General features: G+C 61.9%; 14 protein-coding genes. 11 read left to right on the top strand and 3 right to left on the bottom strand.

Features of this window, described 5'->3' with window-relative positions:
• The first annotated feature begins 183 nt into the window (after positions 1-183).
• A complete protein-coding gene (locus H2Z84_RS13580; RefSeq protein WP_309545477.1) occupies positions 184-3,363 on the top strand; it encodes a DNA translocase FtsK in 3,180 nt (1,059 codons plus the stop codon).
• 61 nt (positions 3,364-3,424) lie between these two features.
• Here H2Z84_RS13580 and H2Z84_RS21335 read toward each other — a convergent pair whose 3' ends face one another.
• Positions 3,425-3,556, bottom strand: coding sequence for a hypothetical protein (locus tag H2Z84_RS21335; protein WP_258869402.1), 132 nt, complete (start codon positions 3,554-3,556; stop codon positions 3,425-3,427).
• A gap of 227 nt (positions 3,557-3,783) precedes the next feature.
• Here H2Z84_RS21335 and H2Z84_RS13575 point away from each other — a divergent pair, with 227 nt between their 5' ends.
• On the top strand, positions 3,784-6,645 hold the full coding sequence (locus H2Z84_RS13575) for a PAS domain S-box protein (protein WP_181836443.1): 2,862 nt from the start codon (positions 3,784-3,786) through the stop codon (positions 6,643-6,645).
• On the opposite strand, the gene H2Z84_RS13570 is transcribed toward H2Z84_RS13575, so the two are convergent.
• A complete protein-coding gene (locus H2Z84_RS13570; RefSeq protein WP_181836442.1) occupies positions 6,642-7,847 on the bottom strand; it encodes a vWA domain-containing protein in 1,206 nt (401 codons plus the stop codon). The genes H2Z84_RS13575 and H2Z84_RS13570 overlap by 4 nt on opposite strands.
• 106 nt (positions 7,848-7,953) lie before the next feature.
• Between H2Z84_RS13570 and H2Z84_RS13565 the strand changes: the two genes are divergently transcribed.
• From H2Z84_RS13565 to H2Z84_RS13525, 9 genes are all read left to right on the top strand, one after another.
• The gene (locus tag H2Z84_RS13565; protein WP_181836441.1) at positions 7,954-9,384 is read left to right on the top strand and encodes a coniferyl aldehyde dehydrogenase; all 1,431 of its coding nucleotides are present in this window, start codon (positions 7,954-7,956) and stop codon (positions 9,382-9,384) included.
• Between the two features lies 1 nt (position 9,385).
• Positions 9,386-9,901: a twin-arginine translocation pathway signal protein gene (locus tag H2Z84_RS13560; RefSeq protein WP_181836440.1), complete on the top strand. Its 516-nt coding sequence runs from the start codon at positions 9,386-9,388 to the stop codon at positions 9,899-9,901.
• A gap of 8 nt (positions 9,902-9,909) precedes the next feature.
• A complete protein-coding gene (locus H2Z84_RS13555) occupies positions 9,910-11,502 on the top strand; it encodes a GMC family oxidoreductase (protein ID WP_258869401.1) in 1,593 nt (530 codons plus the stop codon).
• Between the two features lie 152 nt (positions 11,503-11,654).
• Positions 11,655-12,977 (top strand): TolC family protein, encoded by a 1,323-nt coding sequence (locus H2Z84_RS13550; RefSeq protein ID WP_181836438.1) that lies wholly within the window; start codon positions 11,655-11,657, stop codon positions 12,975-12,977.
• 1 nt (position 12,978) lies between these two features.
• Positions 12,979-13,890 (top strand): HlyD family secretion protein, encoded by a 912-nt coding sequence (locus tag H2Z84_RS13545; protein WP_181836437.1) that lies wholly within the window; start codon positions 12,979-12,981, stop codon positions 13,888-13,890.
• A complete protein-coding gene (locus H2Z84_RS13540) occupies positions 13,809-15,836 on the top strand; it encodes an ATP-binding cassette domain-containing protein (protein ID WP_220272839.1) in 2,028 nt (675 codons plus the stop codon). The genes H2Z84_RS13545 and H2Z84_RS13540 overlap by 82 nt, the downstream gene beginning before the upstream one ends.
• Complete coding sequence (locus H2Z84_RS13535; protein ID WP_181836436.1) at positions 15,833-16,987, top strand: ABC transporter permease; 1,155 nt, start codon at positions 15,833-15,835, stop codon at positions 16,985-16,987. The genes H2Z84_RS13540 and H2Z84_RS13535 overlap by 4 nt, the downstream gene beginning before the upstream one ends.
• Entirely contained in the window at positions 16,984-18,135 is a 1,152-nt protein-coding gene (locus tag H2Z84_RS13530; RefSeq protein WP_181836435.1) for an ABC transporter permease, read from the top strand. The genes H2Z84_RS13535 and H2Z84_RS13530 overlap by 4 nt, the downstream gene beginning before the upstream one ends.
• A gap of 159 nt (positions 18,136-18,294) precedes the next feature.
• Positions 18,295-19,392, top strand: a complete 1,098-nt coding sequence (locus H2Z84_RS13525; RefSeq protein ID WP_181836434.1) for an NAD(P)-dependent alcohol dehydrogenase — start codon at positions 18,295-18,297, stop codon at positions 19,390-19,392.
• 84 nt (positions 19,393-19,476) lie between these two features.
• On the opposite strand, the gene H2Z84_RS13520 is transcribed toward H2Z84_RS13525, so the two are convergent.
• Positions 19,477-20,124, bottom strand: a complete 648-nt coding sequence (locus H2Z84_RS13520) for a TetR/AcrR family transcriptional regulator (RefSeq protein ID WP_103523175.1) — start codon at positions 20,122-20,124, stop codon at positions 19,477-19,479.
• Between the last annotated feature and the right edge of the window lies 1 nt (position 20,125).

Raw genomic sequence — 20,125 nt, 5'->3', positions numbered from 1 at the left:
ACATGAACCCCGCCTTGTGCGGGGTTTTTTTGTTTATGCCGCCGTTTGCGCGGTGCGGCAATGCGAAGCGTGGTTAAAACCGGGTACAATCGGCGCTTTGAATTGCCCCTGCTGTGCGGTGTGAGACGGGCCTTGGTTCGCTTGTCAGCCCTTGCAGCAGAATGAGGAAAGAGGTTGCTGATCGTGTGGTTTGTGCTTGGGCTGATGATGTTGGGTATGGCAGCGGCAGGGGTGACCTGGCGCAAGCTGGGGGCAGAGCACCCCTGGCGTGCGCGGGTGTCGCTGCAGCGTGAGCGCCTGCTGAAGAGGCTGGATCGCGTACTGGGGGCTGGCCATGATGAAGAGCTGGACATTGCGCCAGCGGCATTTCGTGAGCGCAGGCGCGAACCGGTTGCCATCCGCTTTGACGCCGCCATGTCGGACGATGAGGCCGAGTTGCCGCCACCTTCACGGAGCGAGCAGGAGGCTGCGCCGATAGTTGCTGCCCCCCCGCCTGCCGCGGTATTCACGCCGCCGCCGGTCAGCCCGTCCCCGCGTGTGCAGGCCAAGCCAGCTGTCCCGGCTGCCGATCTCCCGCATGTCGAGTTGGAGCGCAGCTATCGCAAGCCCAAATCCAAGTTGCAAGCCGGATCACCCAGCCAGCCACGTGGCGAAAATCTGCCGGTCATCGGGCTGGACGAGCTGCAAAATAATCTGCACCACGGTTCGCGTCGTCGTCAGGCGCAGCGGCAGTCGTTGTCTGGCCATCCCGAGCCGCGCCAGTTGCCAGTAATTGATCCGCATGAAGTGCGTGCCCAGGTCAATGCCCTGCACAGCAAACGGCGCAGTCATGAGGCTCCGGTAATCAAGCCGGCGGTGGTGTTGCAGCCGGTGTATCCGGCTCCGCGCAAGATCATCACCCAGCCGATACCACCACGCGTCAGCCCGCCGCCGCCCGAGCCAGCCATCGTACGGCACGAACAACAGCCCCGCAGCAATGCTTATGAAGGCTGGATCCGCCCGCCCGCGCCGCGTCCGTCTGCAGCTAAGCCCGCTCCGGCGGCTGAGCAGGCTGCAGTACTGCCAGGCCTGTCGCTGGCCGATATCCCCGATGCGCCTTTGTCTCACAGCGTAGCCGATACTGCTGCACCTGCACCTGCACCTGCACCTGCACCTGCACCTGCACCTGCACCTGCACCTGCACCTGTAATCGTCCCGGAAGCCACGCAGCCGGCACAGCTTGCACAGCCAGAGTTGGCGAGTCCTGCGATCGCGACTAGCGAAGCAGCTGCCAGCATCGAGCAGCCTGCTCAGATAGCAGTGTTGCCGCAAGTGGAGGAGGGCGCTACTGCAGTCAACCCCGCTGAGAATGACCACGCCAGCGTCTTTCTTGACGAGCAATCTGCTATCGAACTGGCAGTGAGCGGTGCGAGTCTGCAAGAGGCGCAAAGCCTGCCACCGCCAACAATGCCTGCTGCTTTGGCTGCGGCGATGGTTGATGCATCTCCGGCAGCGACTATTACACCGCAGGTAGAGCAGGAGCGTCAGCCATGGCGTTGGCCCGAGCAGAGACAGCAGGTGGTGCCACCGGATAGCCTGGCCCAGCCGACGGAGCTGGCCGCACCGGCTGCAGCTGAAGCCGTCTTGCCGTGGTCGATGATCAGTGAGCGCACGCCAGCTTCAGTGCCAGCCAGCAAACCGGAGAGCAATCTGGTGTGGCATCTGTTGGACGAGGCCGAGTTGCAGCCAGCTGCCGCGGCTACCGCCAATAGCGAGGAGGTTGCCGTCGAGGCTGTTGCGGCGGTACCGCTGGCTGCAGCTAGCGTGGCAGACGCCGCGCTACCATGGAGCTTGCCGCCAGCAGCAGCCCATCGTTCCAGCCTGCCGGTGATCTACGGTGAAGACTGCCTGCCTGGTCTTGATTTGCTGCGCCCGGCCGAAGAAGCCACCACCGTGGTGTCGGAAGACGAGTTGCTGGAGCGTGGCATCCTGATCGAGGAGAAGCTGGCTGAGTTCAAGGTCAAGGTCAGCGTGGTGGATGCCTATGCCGGCCCGGTGATTACCCGTTACGAGGTGGAACCGGCCGTTGGCGTGCGTGGCAACCAGGTGGTGAACCTGATGAAAGACCTGTCGCGGGCACTGGGACTGGCATCCATCCGGGTGGTGGAAACCATTCCGGGCAAAACCTGCATGGGCCTGGAACTGCCCAATGCCAAGCGCCAAATGATACGGTTGTCAGAGATTTTCTCCGCCGACGTATTCCAGCAGCCAGCCTCGCGCCTGACCATGGCGCTGGGTAAGGACATCACCGGCCAGCCGGTGGCTATTGATCTGGCCAAGGCCCCGCACCTGCTGGTGGCGGGTACCACGGGCTCCGGCAAATCGGTGGGCGTCAACGCGATGATTCTGTCCATGCTGTACAAGGCCACGCCGGACGAAGTGCGTTTCATCATGATCGACCCCAAGATGCTGGAACTGTCGGTATACAACGATATTCCACACTTGCTGGCGCCGGTGGTGACTGACATGAAGCTGGCCGCCAATGCGCTCAACTGGTGTGTGGGTGAAATGGAACGCCGCTACCGGCTGATGAGTGCCTTGGGCGTGCGTAATCTGGCCGGCTACAACGACAAGGTGCGCGAAGCCGAGGCCGCCGGCCGCCGCCTGACTAACCCCTTCAGCCTGACGCCGGAAACCCCGGAGCCGCTGAATAATCTGCCCTTCATTGTGGTAGTGGTGGATGAGTTTGCCGACTTGATGATGGTGGCCGGCAAGAAGATCGAAGAACTGATTGCCCGGCTGGCACAGAAGGCGCGAGCGGCAGGTATTCATTTGATTCTGGCCACCCAGCGGCCGTCGGTGGATGTGATTACCGGCCTGATCAAGGCCAATATCCCGACGCGGATTGCCTTTCAGGTGTCCAGCAAGATCGACAGCCGCACCATTCTTGACCAGATGGGTGCAGAAAGCCTGCTGGGTCAGGGTGATATGTTGTTCCTGCCGCCGGGCAGCGGCTATCCGCAACGGGTACATGGCGCTTTTGTCACTGATGACGAAGTGCATGCCGTGGTGGATTTCCTCAAGCAGTGGGGCGAGCCGGATTATGTGGAAGGTTTGCTGACTGGTGAAACCGAGGCGGATGAGGAGTCGGCTGCAGCCACCGCCAAGACTCAGGCAGCCACCGAGAGCGATCCGCTCTACGATGAAGCGGTGGAAATCGTGCTGAAAACGCGCAAGCCGTCGATTTCTGCGGTACAGCGCCACTTGCGCATAGGCTATAACCGCGCGGCGCGGCTGATCGAGCAAATGGAAGCGGCCGGTATTGTCAGTGGCATGGAAAGCAATGGCAACCGCACGGTACTGGTACCGCAGCGCGACTTCTGATACCGGCAGTGCCATGCAAAAAGGCAGCCGTGGCTGCCTTTTTGCATGCGCGTGAGTCTGCTTAGCGCGAAGACCTGCGACGCGGCTGCTCGTCTTCCTTGCGGATACGGATGGGGATCAGCTCGCGCTTTTTCTCCAGCGGGGTGGTCAGCATGCCCAGTACGATGGCACAGGCAGCGATCATAAGGATCATCAGTATGGTTTCCATGGCGGCTTCCCTCGGCTAGGTGAGGTCTTGTTTGGCTGACCTCTGCCTTCATTGTTGGTGCAACTGGCTGATTGCTCAAGCTAAATATGCGGGTATTGCCATTTTTTTCAAGCGAAATGCGATAATTTCATAGCACTTTGCGGAGCAATCCAAACATCATCTATAAAGTAAAGCATGAATCAGCATACCGATGCAGGGAGACCGTCTTGAGCATGTCAACATCTGCGGCAGCACCACAGGGCCAGCCGCCGACGGCTGGCCTGTTGCTGTCTATGCTCAATGCAGCCGACACCGCCATGATGGCGCTGGATGCCGATGGCCTGATCATCCTGTTCAATCATGCGGCAGAAAAGCTGTTGGCCTATCGGGCCGATGAGTTGTGCGGACGAGTGCTGCCCAGCGTGCTGCTGGAGCCGGACTTGCTGGAGCAGGAGAGTCGCCAGCTGGCTGCCCGGCTGGGGCGCGAGGTTGGTGTCGTTGAGGTATTTACTGCCGAGGTTCAACCCGGGCGCAGTCTGACGCGGGAATGGCCGCTGCGCGGCAAGGATGGTCGCTTGCGCACCGTCAATCTGTCCATCACGGCCATGGTCGAGCCGGGTGCTGCCGGCGGCTATATGGTGGTGATGCAGGATGTGACCGAGCTCAAACGCCTGCAACAGCTGATGACGCGTCAGCATGCACTGTTTGCCAATGGCCCGATGGTAGCGTTCGCCTGTCATGCACAGCAGCCGCGAGTGGTGGTGGAAGTCAGCCCCAATGTGGCATCCATTCTGGGCTATTTCCCCGAGGACATTCTGCTGGAGCCCGACTGGTGGCAGCAGCATTTGCACCCGGACGAGCTGCGCGGCCTGGCTGATGGCAACTGGCGGCTGGGGCAGGGGCGGGGCTTTACCAGCCGCCGCTATCGTTTCTGGCATGGCGCGGGTTATTGGTGCTGGCTGGAGGAGCAGGTGCAGCAAGTGACCGGCGAGGTGGTGCAGGGGTACTGGATGGATGTCAGCAGCCAGGTGGAAGGTGAAAACCGCCTGGCCAAGATTGCCGCCAATATTCCCGGCATGATTTATCAGTTCTGGTCCGATGCGAGCGGCCATGGCCGCTTCTCCTATGTCAGTGACGGTGTGCTGACTATCTTTGGCGTCACGCCGGATCAGGTAAAGCAGGATGCCGATCTGGTATGGAGGCGTGTGTTTCCGGATGACCAGCAGCGTGTGCGTGAAGAGAGCGATTCGGCGCTGCGCTATCAGTTGCCGTGGATCAGCGAGTTTCGTGTCCTGCTGCCAGATGGACGCTTGATCTGGGTGGAAGCGCGCGTTACGCCGGAATTGCAGGATGACCAGTCGATACGCTGGCACGGGCTGATTTCGGAGATTACCCAGCGCAAGCGCACCGAAGAAGCCTTGCGTGAAAGCCAGGAGCGGCTGGATATGGCCATGCGCGCCGCCAATATCGGCCTGTGGGACTGGCATGTGGCGCTGGGGCGGCTGGATTTCAACCAGCAGCTGGTCAATATGGTCGGCTACGACTACCACGAGCTGCATGACAATCCGGGGCAATGGCAGGCGCTGGTGCATCCGGACGATCTGCCTACCGTGCGGCACAATATCCGTTCCCTGCTCAAGCGAGAAGCCAGTCAGTACCAGATCCAGTACCGGCTGTTGCGACGCACTGGCGAGGTGCTATGGATTCTGGACAAGGGCCAGGCCACCGAGGTGGATGGCAATGGCAATGTCTGTCGCATCGTCGGCACCGTGCAGGACATCACCACCCATAAGCAGGCGCAAAAGCTGCTGGAGAACAGCGAGGCGCATTTCCGCATGCTGTTCCAGAATCACGGCGCGGTGATGATCCTGGTGGATCCGACCAATGGCGTGATCGTGGATGCCAACCCTTCGGCCGAGCGCTTTTATGGTTATCGCCGCGGCGAGCTGGTGGGCATGCCGATGAGCAATATCAACCAGATGGAAGAGGCCAGAATACGCGGCACCATGGGCGTGGCCTTGCAGCAGGCACACAATCATTTCACCTTCACCCACCGTCTGGCCAATGGCCAGCTGCGGACGGTAGACGTGCATTCATCGCCGGTGGAATCTGGCGGACGCACCCTGTTGTTTTCGATCATTCATGACATTACCGCGCGCCGGCAGGCCGAAGAGGCGCTTGCCACCCTGCAGCGGCAATTGCTGGCCATCATCGAAAATTTCCATGGTGCCATGTTGCTGGAGGACCAGCACGGCGAGGTGGTGCTGGTAAACCAGCAATACTGCCAACTATTCCTGCCCGGTTATACGCCGGAGCAAGTGCAGCATGAGGGGCGCGCGCAGGTGGCTGCCATTGCCGCACAACAGTTTGCCGAACCACAACGACTGCTGCAAAGGCTGGAAGAGTTGCAGCGTTCGCGCGAGGTGGTGCTGGGCGAAGAGTGGCCGCTGCTTGATGGCCGTATTCTGGAGCGCGACCATGTGCCCATCTTCATCGAGGGACGCTTGCGCAGTGTGTTGTGGGTATACCGTGATATCAGCAGTCGCAAGCAGCAAGAGGAATCACTCAGGCTGCTGGCCACTACCGATGCACTGACGGGTATTGCCAACCGGCGCAGCTTCATGGAAAAGCTGGAGGAGGAATTTGTCCGCTTCCAGCGCTTCAGCAATCCGGTAGCGGTGCTGATGCTGGATATCGATCATTTCAAGCAGGTGAACGATAGCTGGGGCCATGCCGTGGGCGACCGCGTGCTGCGTGACTTTGCCCACATCTGCCAGCAGGTGGTGCGCAAGGTCGACGTGCTGGGCCGGCTGGGCGGTGAGGAGTTTGCCGTCCTGCTGCCCGGCTGTGGCATGGCCGGGGCACTGGCCCTGGCTGAACGATTGCGTCAAGCCGTGCGCACGCACCGGGTGGCGCTGGATGCAGGCGAGCTGCAGGTGCGGGTGAGTATCGGCGTCAGCTGCCTGGCCCGCGACCAGCAGGAGGCCAGCGTGGCGCTGGCGCTGGCAGACCAGGCATTGTACGAGGCCAAACTGGCTGGTCGTGACCAAGTACGGGCTTTCGACGGCAACGGCCAGCGTTTTCCTGCCGACTAGACTGGGGGCAGGGCACTGGCCGGCATGGATTTCTTTAGTGCGCGCATGGCCTGGTCCACCCCTTCCAGAGTGAGCGGGTACATGCGCTCTTGCAGCAGGCGGCGCATCATCTGCAGCGACTGGGTGTAGTCCCAGTATGGCTCGGCCACCGGGTTCAGCCACACCGCATGGCGAAACTGCTGCAGCAGGCGGCGCATCCATACTTCACCGGACTCCGGGTTCATGTGTTCCACGCTGCCGCCCGGGTAGCTGATTTCATAGGGGCTCATGGTGGCGTCACCGACAAAGATCAGCTTGTAGTCGCTGCCAAAGGTGTGGATCAGCTCGTGGGTGGACAGGCTGCTGCCCTGGCGGCGGCGATTGTCTTTCCACACCGTTTCGTAGACGCAGTTGTGGAAGTAGTAATACTCCAGATGCTTGAATTCGCTTTTGACTGCGGAAAACAGCTCTTCCACCGCCTTGATGTGGTCGTCCATCGAGCCGCCAACATCAAACAGCACCAGTACCTTCACCGTATTGCGCAGTTCGCGCAGCATTTTCAGCTCGAGCAGGCCGGCATTGCGTGCCGTTGCGGCAATGGTGCCGTCCAGGTCGAGCACTTCTTCCGCCCCCTCGCGGGCAAATTCGCGCAGGCGGCGCAAGGCCAGCTTGATGTTGCGGCTGCCCAGTTCGGCGGCATTGTCGAAATTGCGGAATTCGCGCTGGTCCCACACCTTTACCGCGCGGCGGTGGCGCGAGCCATCCTGGCCAATGCGTATGCCTTCCGGGTTGTAGCCATAAGCACCAAACGGGCTGGTGCCGCCGGTACCTATCCATTTGTTGCCACCCTGATGGCGTTCTTTTTGTTCTTCCAGCCGTTGGCGCAGGGTGTCCATCAGCTTGTCCCAGCCTAGGGCCTGTAGTTGCTGCTTTTCCTCTTCGCTGAGAAATTTCTCTACCTGTTTGCGCAGCCAGTCTTCCGGAATCTCGGTTTGCAGATCATCCAGCAGCAGTTCCTTGCCCTGAAAGTAATGGCCGAATACCTGGTCGAAGCGGTCGTAATGCTTTTCGTCCTTGATCAAGGTGGTGCGCGCCAGATAATAAAAGGCATCCAGGCTGCCAAAAGCGACCTGCTGTTTCAGCGCTTCCAGCAGGGTCAGGAATTCCTTGAGCGATACCGGCAGGCCAGCGTCGCGCAGGGCGGTAAAGAAATCGATCAGCATGGGTAGTCCACGGAGAGTGACAAGGAAATTTCTCGGTGCTATTCTGGCTTTAGAGTCGTGGCTCTAAACGACCGTTTGCCGGATGGAACAACACGAGGATAGCACAATGAATGTTATGCCAATGCAGCAGGAAAGCGCTGCCGGCTTGCCGGATGCCTATGCCGCCTTGCACCGCGCCGCTGCCGCCGAGCGTTTTCCGGCGCTGGCACGCCGGCTGAGCTGGCTGAATGCGCTGGAGCAGCTGATCCAGCAAAACCATGACGCCCTGATCGCCGCCATCAACAGCGATTTTGGCCAGCGCAGCAGCGTGGAAACCCGCTTGGGCGAGCTGTTTCCCAGCCTGGAGGAGTTGCGCAGCGCGCGCCGTCAGCTGCGGCGCTGGATGAAGCCGCAGCGGCGCGGGGTGTCCATCTGGTTTCTCCCGGCACGTAATCGTGTGCTGCCCCAGCCGCTGGGCGTGGTGGGCATCGTAGTGCCGTGGAATTACCCGCTGTTTCTGGCCCTGGGGCCCTTGATCGGTGCACTGGCGGCGGGTAACCGGGTGATGATCAAGATGTCGGAATTCACTCCCGCCACCGGTCAGTTGCTGGCCGAGCTGGTGGCGCGTTACTTCGAGCCGGATCTGGTCTGTGTGGTGAATGGCGGGCCGGAGCTGGCGCAGGCTTTTACCCGCTTGCCTTTCGATCATTTGCTGTTCACCGGCTCCACTGCGGTGGGCCACCATGTGATGCGCGCCGCAGCCGACAATCTCACGCCGGTCACCCTGGAGCTGGGAGGCAAGTCGCCGGCGCTGGTGGCGCGGGATGCCGATTTTGCCCGGGCGGCGGAGTCGATTGTTGCCGGCAAACTGTTCAATGCCGGCCAGACCTGTGTCGCCCCGGACTATGTGCTAGTGAATGCCAAGGACCGCGACCGGCTGCTGGCCATGCTGGATGCCGCTGCAACCCGCGCTTATCCCACGTTGGCCAATAATCCGGACTACAGCAATATCATCAACCAGCGTCATTACCAGCGCTTGCAAGATTGGCTGAGTGAAGCGCGTGCGGCGGGGGCCGAGATCCGCCAGATCAACCCGGCCGCCGAAGATCTGTCTGGCTCGCGCAAACTGCCACTGACCCTGGTACTGAACTGCCCGGCTGACTGCGCGCTGCTGCGCGAGGAAATTTTCGGCCCCATCCTGCCGGTGGTCTGCTACGACAATTTTGACCAGGCTCTCGATTACATCAATGCCCGGCCGCGGCCGCTGGCCCTGTATCTGTTCGACAGCGACCCGCTGCGTATCGAAAAAACCCTGCACCAGACCATTTCCGGCGGGGTTTGCATCAATGAATCAGTGCTGCATGTGATACAGCACGATATGCCTTTTGGTGGTGTCGGTGCCTCCGGCATGGGGCATTACCATGGTTATGAAGGTTTTCTCACCTTCTCCAAGCTCAAGCCAGTATTCGAGCAGAGCCGCTGGTCGGGCAGCTGGATGACCCGGCCCCCTTATGGCCGCACCGTGCAATGGCTGCTGCGACTGATGATGCGAGGCTGAGATGATCACCAGACGTCAATTGATCAAGACCGGCATGGCCGGCAGCGTGGTGTTGCTGGCAGCCGGTTTCCTGGCCAGCCCGCAGCCAGACCTGCCTGCCGCCAGTCAGGGCCATCTTGTGTTTTTGCAGGCAGGTGATGCGCAGATCATCCGCAGCCTGGCCCCGGTGATGCTGGGCATGGCCGGGCTGGCGCTGGAGGACATCGTGCGCGGGGTGGATGTGGCCATCGCTAATCTGCTGCCTGCGGTACAGCAGGAGCTGCGCCAGTTGTTTGATCTGCTGGGTAATCGCTGGGGGCGGCGCTGGCTGGCCGGCGTGCACAGCCCGTGGGCACAGGCGGCAGCGCATGATCTGGCCGCCTTCCTGCGACGCTGGCAGCAAAGCCCGCTGTTGCTGCTGCGTTCCGGCTATCAGGCGCTGCATGCACTGATCAATGCGGCCTGGTTTGGCAATCCGGCCAGCTGGACTGCGCTGGGCTATCAGCAACCGCAACAGATCATGGGGCTATTGCCATGAGTAGCAAGATGAGTTTGCCCGACCCGGTGGCCGAGGGCGTGGCCAGTGGCTGGCGGGTGCTGGACGGTGCAGTACAAACACAGGACCTGCAACTGAGCTGCGATGTGCTGATCATCGGTACCGGCGCGGGTGGTGGCATGACGGCTGAAGTGCTGGCCCAGGCCGGGCTGGACGTGCTGATGGTGGAAGAGGGGGCGCTGCGTACCTCGCGTGATTTTCGCCTGCTGGAAGCCAAGGCCTATCCCGAGCTGTATCAGGAATCCGCCAGCCGCAAGACCGCCGACAAGGCCATCAATATCCTGCAGGGGCGCACGGTGGGCGGCAGTACCACGGTCAACTGGACCAGCGCCTTTCGCACCCCGGCAGAGACCCTCAACTGGTGGGGCGAGCGTTATGGCCTCAAGAGCCTCAATCCGCAAACCATGGCACCGTGGTTTGACCTGGCCGAGGCCAGACTGGGCATTGCCGACTGGCAGACCGACCCCAATCCCAATAACAGCGTGCTGGAACGTGGCTGCCAGGCGCTGGGGCTGAAGCACGGTCGTATCCGCCGCAATGTGCGCGGCTGCTGGAATCTGGGCTATTGCGGCATGGGCTGCGCCACCAATGCCAAACAGTCGATGCTGGTGACCACTATTCCCGGCGCCTTGCAGCACAAGGCAGGCTTGTTGACGCGGGCCAGGGTGGAGCGCCTGCTGCCGGCGGCGGATGGCAAATCCTTGCTGGGGGCCGAGGGTCGTCTGCTGGCTGCTGATGGCCACAGCCTGAATGGCCAGCAGTTCAGCATCAAGGCCAGGCATGTGGTGCTGGCGGCCGGTGCCATCGGCAGCCCGGCCATCCTGCTGCGCAGCCAGTTGGGTGGGGCGCAGGTGGGCAAGCGCACCTTTCTGCATCCGGTGGTGGTTTCCGGTGCCGTGATGCCGCAACGCATCGAGGCCTATAACGGCGCGCCACAGACCGTGTATTCCGACCACTTCATGCACACCCAGCCGCTGGATGGCGCGCTGGGTTACAAGCTGGAAGTGCCGCCGGTACATCCCTTGTTGATGGGAGTCACCTTGTCTGGTTTTGGGGCAAGCAGCGCGGGGCTGATGCAGCAGCTGCCCCATCTGCAAGTGGTGCTGGCTTTGCTGCGCGATGGCTTTCACCCGGACAGTCAGGGCGGCCAGGTGCGCTTGCGCCAGGATGGTTCGCCGGAGCTGGACTACCCGTTGAATGATGTGCTGTGGGATGGGGTGCGCCGCAGCTGGCTGACCATGGCCGAACTGCAGTTTGCCGCCGGGGCGCGCCAAGTGCAGGTGCTGCACGAGCAGGCCGATTTGCAAAGCAGCTGGAAGGCCGCGCGCGAACAGATCATGCAGCTGCCGCTCAAGCCCTTGCTGGCACGGGTGGTCAGCGCCCATGTGATGGGTGGCGCTGCCATGAGCAGCCAGCCTGAGGAGGGTGTGGTGGATGAGTACGGCCGCCACTGGCAACTGCGCAATCTCAGCGTGATTGATGGTTCGGTATTTCCCACCAGTATCGGGGCTAACCCGCAACTGTCCATCTATGCTTTTGCCCTGCGTGCCGCTCATCAGTTGCGAGATGCACTCAAGGCCTGATTTTTAGAGTAAAAGACCAAAAATAGCTGATTTTGTCAGATTTTTTGGTCTTTTTTGCGTTTTATGGCCAGCATGACTGATGCAGCGCAAGTGCCATTCCTGTCAGCGCAATACAATGAAACCATCTTGATGAATAAGTGTTCATTACCGCAATGACATTTTTTTCTGGTTCGCGCTGCTGGCTGTTCAGTCTGGTCATCGCAGCGGCAGTCGCCCAGGCCGAATCCTTGCAACAGGCCTGGCTGCAGGCCGAGCAAAACAGCAACAGCTTGCGTGCAGAGGCGCGCAAGGTGGGGGCGGCGCAGTTGCAGGAACAGGCGGCCCAGGCGGCAGCCGGCCCCACGCTCAGCGTCGATGCTGGCTGGAGCCGGCTGGACCATGCCCCCACTGCACGGCTGGATGTCAGCCCGCTCACTCAGGGGCTGGGGGCGCTGGCCGCCCGCTTGCCTGCCGCGGTGGATGTGCCACTGAGTGACGAGGATGTGCGCTTTGCCAATGCCCGCCTCAGCCTGCCGGTTTACACCGGCGGCAAGCTTGGTGCCCTGCAACAGGCGGCGGCTGCCGCCAGCAATGCCAGCCGCTATGGGCAGGATCAGGCCCGTCAGGCACTTCGCCTGCAGGTGGCCGAAGCCTATTTCAATGTGCTGCGGGCCGGCCATGCCGCCACGGTGGCTGAGCAGTATCTGGCCAGCTTGCTGGCTTATCAGCGTGATGTGAACAATTTCTTCCGCAAAGGCGTGGTGGCACGAGGCGATGTGCTGGGGGCCGAACTGGCGGTGGCCGAAGCAAGGCAAAAGCAGATTATGGCGCAGCAGGCGCAAAGCCTGAGCCAGGCTGCTTATAACCGTTTGCTGGGGCGCGACTTCAGCCAGCCGGCGCGGCTGGACGAAGTGACGCTGCCGGATGAGCCGCGCCCGCTGGGGCTGCTGGGCGAGCAGGCATTGCGCCAGCGTCCGGAACTGGCCGCGCTGGCCGAGTGGTCGGCCTCCTTGCAGGCCAGCGCCCGCAGCGTGCGGGCGGAAAGCCTGCCGCAAGTAGGGGCCTATGCCGCCTACAGCTATCTCAACAATCCTTACCTGGTGAGCAAGGGCGTCGGCTCGGTCGGGCTGGGCGTGAGCTGGACGCTGTTTGACAGCGGCCTGATCCGCGCCCGCGCTGGCAGCATCGGTGAACAGGCCATGGCGGTGGAAGACCAGCTGCACGAAGCACAGTCGCTGGTGCGGCTGGAAGTCGAGCGCAGCCACAGCCTGCAGATCGAGGCTGCCGCACGCATCAGCGTGGCGCAGGCTGCCTTGCAGTCGGCGGATGAATATCTGGCCATTCAGCGCGATCGCTACCGCAACGGTCTGGCCAATCAGACCGAAGTACTGGTCGCCGAAGCGCGCCGGGCTGACAGCCAGCGCAATCTTTTCAACGCCCGCTATGACCACGCCCTGGCGGTGGTGGCACTGCAACGGGCTATCGGTGAGTTGTGACATGAACAAGAGCAAGCTGGTATGGGCCGGCCTTGGGCTGGTCTTGGCGGGGGCGGTGGCTTATGGCGTGTGGCAGTCGCGCGATCGCGGCCTGCCGGAGGGGCTGATTCAGGCCAATGGCCGGCTGGAGGGCGATAGCGTGCTGGTAGCCGCCAAATATCCTGGCCGGCTGGCCGAGGTGCGGGTGCGTGAAGGGGATGTGGTCAGCAGCGGCCAACTGCTGGCCCGCCTGAGCTCAGACGAGTTGACCGCGCGGCTGGCGGCGGCCCGCGCCGCGCTGGCTGCGGCCCAGGCACAGCAGCAGCGCGCCAGTGCCGTTGCCGCCCAGGCCGACAAGGATGCCGCCCGTTTTGCCGACCTGCTGGCCCGCGGCTCGGTGGACCGCATGCATGCCGAGCAGATGCAACTGGCTGCCATCAGCGCACGCAGCCAGCGTACCCAGGCGGCCGAGCAGATTCATCAGGCCGCTGCCGCCGTGGCCGAAACATCCGCAGTACTGCAGGAGCTGCAACTGAAAGCCCCATCCGGCGGCATGGTCAGTACGCGCTTGCGCGAGCCGGGCGAGATGCTGGCAGCAGGTGGCGCGGTGGTGGAAATCGTCGATCTGAACCGGCTCTATCTCAAGGTCTATGTGCCGGAAAACCAGATCGGCAAGGTCCGGCTGGGCTTGCCGGCACAGATCTATACCGATGCCTTCCCGCAACAAGCCTTTGCCGCCACGGTCAGCCATATTGCCGCCCGTGCCGAATTCACCCCCAAGGAGGTGCAGACACCGGATGAGCGGGTCAAGCTGGTGTATGCGGTCAAACTGGCTCTGGCCAACAACCCGGCATGGCGACTGACTCCCGGCTTGCCAGCCGATGCAGTCATCCGCTGGAAGGACGGCGTGGCCTGGCAAGCGCCGCGCTGGTAGCCATGGCTGACACCATCATCCGCGCCAGTGGCTTTGGCAAGCGCTATGCCGGCCATCTGGCAGTCAGCGGCCTTGACCTGGCCGTGCAGCGCGGCGAGCTGTACGGGCTGATCGGCCCCGATGGTGCCGGCAAATCCAGCCTGATGAAGGCGGTGGCCGGTGTCTTGTCCTACGAGCAAGGCCAGCTGGAGGTATTTGGCCAGTTGCTCGACAGCGAGCGTAGCGCCGAGGCCATCAAGGACCGCATCGGCCTGATGCCGCAAGGTCTGGGACAGAACCTGTATGGTGATCTGTCTGTAGAAGAAAATGTTGATTTCTTCGCCCGGTTGCGGCTGGTACCACGCGCAGAGGCGGCCGCGCGCAAGGAGCAACTGCTGACCATCACCCGGCTGGCCGCCTTCCGCCAGCGACCGATGAAACAATTGTCCGGCGGCATGAAGCAGAAGCTGGGCTTGGTGTGCACGCTGATCCACGCGCCGCAGCTGATCATTCTGGATGAACCCACCACCGGGGTCGATCCGGTATCCCGGCGCGATTTCTGGGCCATTCTGGCCGAACTGATCGCCAGCCAGGGGCTGACCGCGCTGGTGTCCACCGCCTATATGGATGAAGCCAGCCGCTTTACCCGCATGAGTGTGCTGCATCAGGGGCAGAAACTGGCCGAGGGCAGCCCGGCGGAGATTCTGCAGCGTGCGCCGGGTAGCATCGTGCTGTGCCGTGCCGAACCGCAACTGGAAGCCATGCGCCGCCTGAGTGCCATCGCCGGACAATGCGAGGCGATGGGTCCCGCCATTCGACTGTTTCTGCCCGATATGTCGGCAGAGCAGGCCCGTGGCCGGGTGAGCACCGTGCTGGCTGGGCTGGACTGCCAGCAGCTGGATGTGCTGGAGCCGGAGCTGGAAGACGTATTCGTGGCTCTGCTGGCCACACCGGGTGCTAACGGCCAGCAGGCGCAGACTCTGGCCGCGCTGGCCGCACCACGCCAAGCACTGGATAGCAGCGCGCTGGCTATCGAGGCCAAGGGGCTGAGCAAGCGTTTTGGCGATTTTGTTGCTGTGGGTGATGTCAGTTTCCAGGTGCGGCAGGGTGAAATTTTCGGCTTGCTGGGTGCCAACGGTGCTGGCAAGACCACGGCTATCAAGATGCTGACTGGCATTCTGCCACCCAGCAGTGGCAGCGGGATGGTGGCCGGAGCCGACATGAAGCAGGCCGGGGCGCTGATCAAGGCGCGTATCGGTTATATGTCGCAGGCGTTTTCGCTGTATCTGGACCTGAGCGTGGTGGAAAACATCCGCCTGTATGCCGGTATCTACGGGCTGAATCGCCAGCAAACCGCGCTACGGCTGGCATGGATTCTGGACATGGCTGGCCTGCATGGTCACGAAAACGATCTGGCCAGCACCTTGCCGATGGGCCTGCGTCAGCGTCTGGCACTGGGCTGCGCCCTGGTACATCAGCCGCGGGTGCTGTTTCTGGATGAGCCCACCAGCGGGGTGGATCCGCTGGGCCGCCGCGCCTTCTGGGACATCCTGTTCCGGCTGTCGCGGCTGGATGGCGTGGCCATGCTGGTGACTACCCATTACATGAGTGAAGCCGAACATTGCGACCATCTGGCCTTGATGTTCGCCGGGCGCGTGGTGGCGGATGCCTCGCCCCATGCCATGAAGCAGCAGTTGCTCACCGAGCTTGGCCAGCTTTATCAGGTTCGCGCGGATAACGCCGCCGCACTGGTGGCTCCATTGCGCCAGGCTGGTTTTGCCAATGTCTCGCCATATGGCACTGCCTTGCATGTGTTGACGCTGGAGACCGAGCGGCTGGGGATGGTATTGCGCGGGCTCGGGGTGGGGCAGCCGCCGCAAGTGCGCCCGATCAGCATGGAAGATGTGTTCGTGCAGCGGGTCGGCCAGCTGGAGGCGCAGAAAGCCGCACAGAAAGGGAGCCCATGAATCTGCAGCGTATCTTGGCCATCGCCGCCAAAGAGTGGCGCGAAATCGTGCGCGACCGGTTGTTCTTCTCGCTGGCTTTTGTGGTGCCGGCGCTGTTGATGCTGCTATTCGGTTATGGCTTGTCGCTGGATGTGGAAAACATCCCGTTTGCCGTGGTGGATCACGATCGCAGTGCCGCCAGCCGTGATTATGCTTACCGCTTTATTGACTCGCGTTATTTCCGTTTTCACGGCTATGCCGGCGACGAACGCATGGCCGGGCAGTTGATTGGCTCGGGCGAGGTGCGGGTGGTGTTGGTGATTCCGCCGCAGTTTGGCAAGAGCCTGGCGCAGGGGCGGCCGGCCGCCATTCAGACGCTGGTGGATGGCAGCTTTCCCAGTCGGGCCATGACCACCAAGGGCTATGTCACCGCCATCAATGCCGCCTTCAGCCTGGCAGCCGTGGCGCAGGCGGTATCGCATGCCACGGGCCTGTCGCAGCAGGACGCACTGGCGCAGCTCACGCCCATCGCGCTGGAGTCGCGCTATCTCTACAACCAGAGCGTGTCCAGCATCTGGTCGCTGGCCCCCAAGCTGATCATGGTGATCCTGATGCTGTCGCCGCCCTTCCTGACGGCGCTGGGTGTGGTGCGGGAAAAGGAAAATGGCTCTATCTTCAATATCTACGCCTCCAATGTCAGCCGTGGCGAATTTCTGGTAGGCAAGCTGGCGCCCTATGTGGCCATTTCCAGCGTCAACATCCTGTTGCTGTGGCTGCTGGCGGTATTGCTATACCAGGTGCCGTTCAAGGGCAGCCTGCTGTTTTTCCTGCCAGCCACGCTGGTGTACGTGCTGTGCACCACCGGCATCGGCCTCTTGGTGTCGGTGCTGGTGCGCACGCAGGTGGCGGCGATGATCGTCACCATGGTGGTGACCATGATTCCGGCGGTGCTGTACTCCGGGCTGATTATTCCTATCGTATCGCTGGGCTCTGGTGCGCGGCTGGTAGCGCAGCTGATGCCTGCCATGTATTACACCGACATCGTGGTGGGCTGCTTCCTCAAGGGGGTGGGGTTGTTGTCGCTGTGGCGACCGCTGGCCATTCTGGCGGTCTATGCCTGCCTGTTGTTTGCCATCGGTTATCGACTATTCAGCAAGAGGCCAAATACATGAAAGCAGATTGGCAACTGGCCTGGCGGCGCTTCGCCGTGATGCTGGTGAAAGAGCTGAAGCAACTGGGCCGCGACCGGGTCTTGCTGGCCTTCATTGTCTATGCCTTTACCGCCGATATCTTTCTGGCAGCCTCTGGCGTGTCGCTGTCGCTGAATCATGCGGCCACCCTGGTGCAGGACATGGACCATAGCCCGCAGTCGCGCGAACTGTTGTCCCGCTTCCAGTCACCTTATTTCCGCATGGATGGCTCGGTGGGGCAGGATACGGCGGCACTGGCGGCGCTGGATCAGGGCCGTGCCATGCTGGTGTTGTCGGTGCCGCCGCAATTCGGCAAGCAGCTGGCTGGCGGCCAGCCCACCAGCATCGCCATGCAAGTGGATACCACCAATTCGGTGTTGGGATTTCTGGCCACCAGCCATGCCCAGCAGATTGTCAGCCAGTACGGACTGGAGTCCGCCATGCGGCGGCTGGGGCTGGACGACAAGGCTGCGGCCAGCTTGCCGACAGTGCAGAACGACATCCGCGTCTGGTACAACCCGAACCAGCAGGACAGCTGGTTCATGGGCGTGGCCGAGATGCTCAATATCGCCACCGTATTTGCCGTGCTGCTGCCGGCTGCCGCGCTGGTGCGCGAGAAGGAGCGTGGCACGGTGGAACAGCTGATCGTGTCGCCGCTGTCACCGTTTGGCATCCTGTTTCCCAAGGTGGTGTCGATGACCGGCGTCATCTTGTGTGGCGTGGCGCTCAGCTTGTTCCTGATCCTGATTCCGCTGTTTGCCATTCCGGTAAAGGGCAGCTTGCTGCTGTTTTTTGCCTTGTCCGGCCTCTATGTATTCACCACCGCCGGGCTGGGGCTGTTTGCCGCCACCATTGCGCGCAATCTGGCACAGGCAGGGATGTTGTCTATCCTGATTCTGGCGCCCATGCTGTTTCTGTCCGGCGCCTGGACGCCGCCGGAAGCCATGCCGGTGTGGTTGCGCGGGCTGATGTATGCCTCGCCCTTGCACTACTATCTGGACATTGCCTTTGGCGTGCTGCTAAAGGGACAGGGCTTGGCAGAACTGCAGCCAGCCATTCTGGGCATGAGCGGCATCGGCCTGCTGGTGTTTGGCAGCGGCCTGCTGTTGTTCAGAAGGCAGTTTGGCTGAGCCAGGCAGGCTGTTTTGCTGGGGTAGGGGAAACCATTGGCGGATGGTGCTGCCTCAGTGTGATACCCGTCCGGCAACGGACGGTGATGTTGCCGCGCGCTGGCAGCCTTGCCACGCTGCGGTACTGCGTGCATTGCATCTCTCACACAGGAGATCACTATGAGCAGCATGATGAAAGCAGCAGTTTTCGTCGCCCCCGGCCGGATTGAAATCGCCGAGAAACCCATCCCGGATGTAGGCCCCAACGATGCACTGATCCGCATCACCACCACCACCATCTGCGGTACCGATGTGCATATCCTCAAGGGTGAATACCCGGTGGCGCCGGGCCTGACTATCGGCCATGAGCCGGTGGGCATCATCGAAAAGCTGGGTAGCGCGGTCAGTGGTTATCAGGAAGGTCAGCGGGTGATTGCCGGGGCCATCTGCCCCAACTTCAATTCTTACGCCGCGCAGGATGGCGTGGCTTCGCAGGATGGCAGCTATCTGATTGCCTCCGGCAAATGTGGCTGCCACGGCTACAAGGCCACGGCGGGCTGGCGCTTTGGCAACCTTATCGACGGCACCCAGGCCGAGTACGTACTGGTGCCGGATGCCCAGGCCAATCTGTCGCCGATTCCGGATGGGCTGACCGACGAGCAGGTGCTGATGTGTCCGGACATCATGTCCACCGGATTCAAGGGCGCAGAAAACGCCAATATCCGCATTGGCGACACCATGGTGGTGTTTGCCCAAGGGCCGATCGGCCTGTGTGCCACGGCCGGCGCGCGCCTGCTGGGGGCCACCACCATCATCGCGGTGGATGGCAATGATCACCGCCTGGGGATCTCGCGGCTGATGGGGGCGGATGTCACCCTCAATTTCACCCAGTGCGATGTGGTGGACGAGGTGATGAAACTGACCGGCGGGCGCGGGGCAGATTCGGCCATCGAGGCGCTGGGGACGCAGCAAACCTTTGCCTCGGCCTTGCGGGTGCTCAAGCCTGGCGGCACCTTGTCCAGCCTGGGGGTGTACTCCAGCGACCTGACCATTCCATTGGGGGCGTTTGCCGCAGGCCTGGGCGACCACAAGATCAACACCGCGCTGTGTCCGGGTGGCAAGGAGCGCATGCGCCGGCTGATGGGGGTGATTGCCTCGGGCCGGGTGGATCTGGGGCCGCTGGTGACCCACCAGTATGCGCTGGATGATATCGAAGCTGCTTACGATCTGTTTGCTCACCAGCGCGACGGCGTGCTGAAGATCGCCATCCGTCCCTGAGCATGGGCCGGCCAGTCCGGCTGGCTGAAACAACAAAGGCCGTCGTCCCGTGGGGCGGCGGCCTTTTTCTTGTGCAGGCGGCGGTTAGCGGCCAGCGTGGCGTTCGCTCAGCTGCTGGAAGGCCGCCATGAAATCCGGCTGTACATAGGGCTTGAGCAAGGCCATCACCTGGCGCACGCCGCGATGACCGGAGGCTTCGGTAATGGGCGATTTGGGGCGCGAGGTCTGCTCGAAGGCAAACCAGAACTTCACCACCAGCCAGATATTGATGCTGACCGCTTCGATGTCGTCTTCGTCCATCTTCAGCAGGCCCAGGCGGATGAATTCGCGGAAGTGTTCGCCCAGAATGCCCTTGAGTTCGGTATTGACGAACTGGTGATACTCCGACTGCAACTGCGGGCTGCGCGCCAGCATGCCCGGCAGGTCGTAGAACATGAAACGGAACTGCCACATCGCCAGAAAGGCGGTGTCCAGGTAGTTGACCAGGTCGGCCACTGTCATGTCGCGCGCTTCCGGTACCGCCAGCCGTTCGTTGATGAAGTCGCGGTACATCAGGAAAATCTGGTAGACGATCTCTTCCTTGTTGCGGAAGTGGTAGTACAGATTGCCCGGGCTGATGCCCAGGTGAGCGGCGATATGGTTGGTGGTGATGTTGCGCTCGCCCTGTTCATTGAACAGTTTCAGGCTTTCCAGAATGATGCGGTCGTAGGTTTTGATGCGAGGTTTGCTCATG

The sequence above is a fragment of the Aquitalea aquatica genome, assembly GCF_013911085.1.
In the GTDB taxonomy this organism is placed as follows: Bacteria; Pseudomonadota; Gammaproteobacteria; order Burkholderiales; family Chromobacteriaceae; genus Aquitalea; species Aquitalea aquatica.
This window is presented reverse-complemented; position numbering and strand designations above follow the sequence as displayed.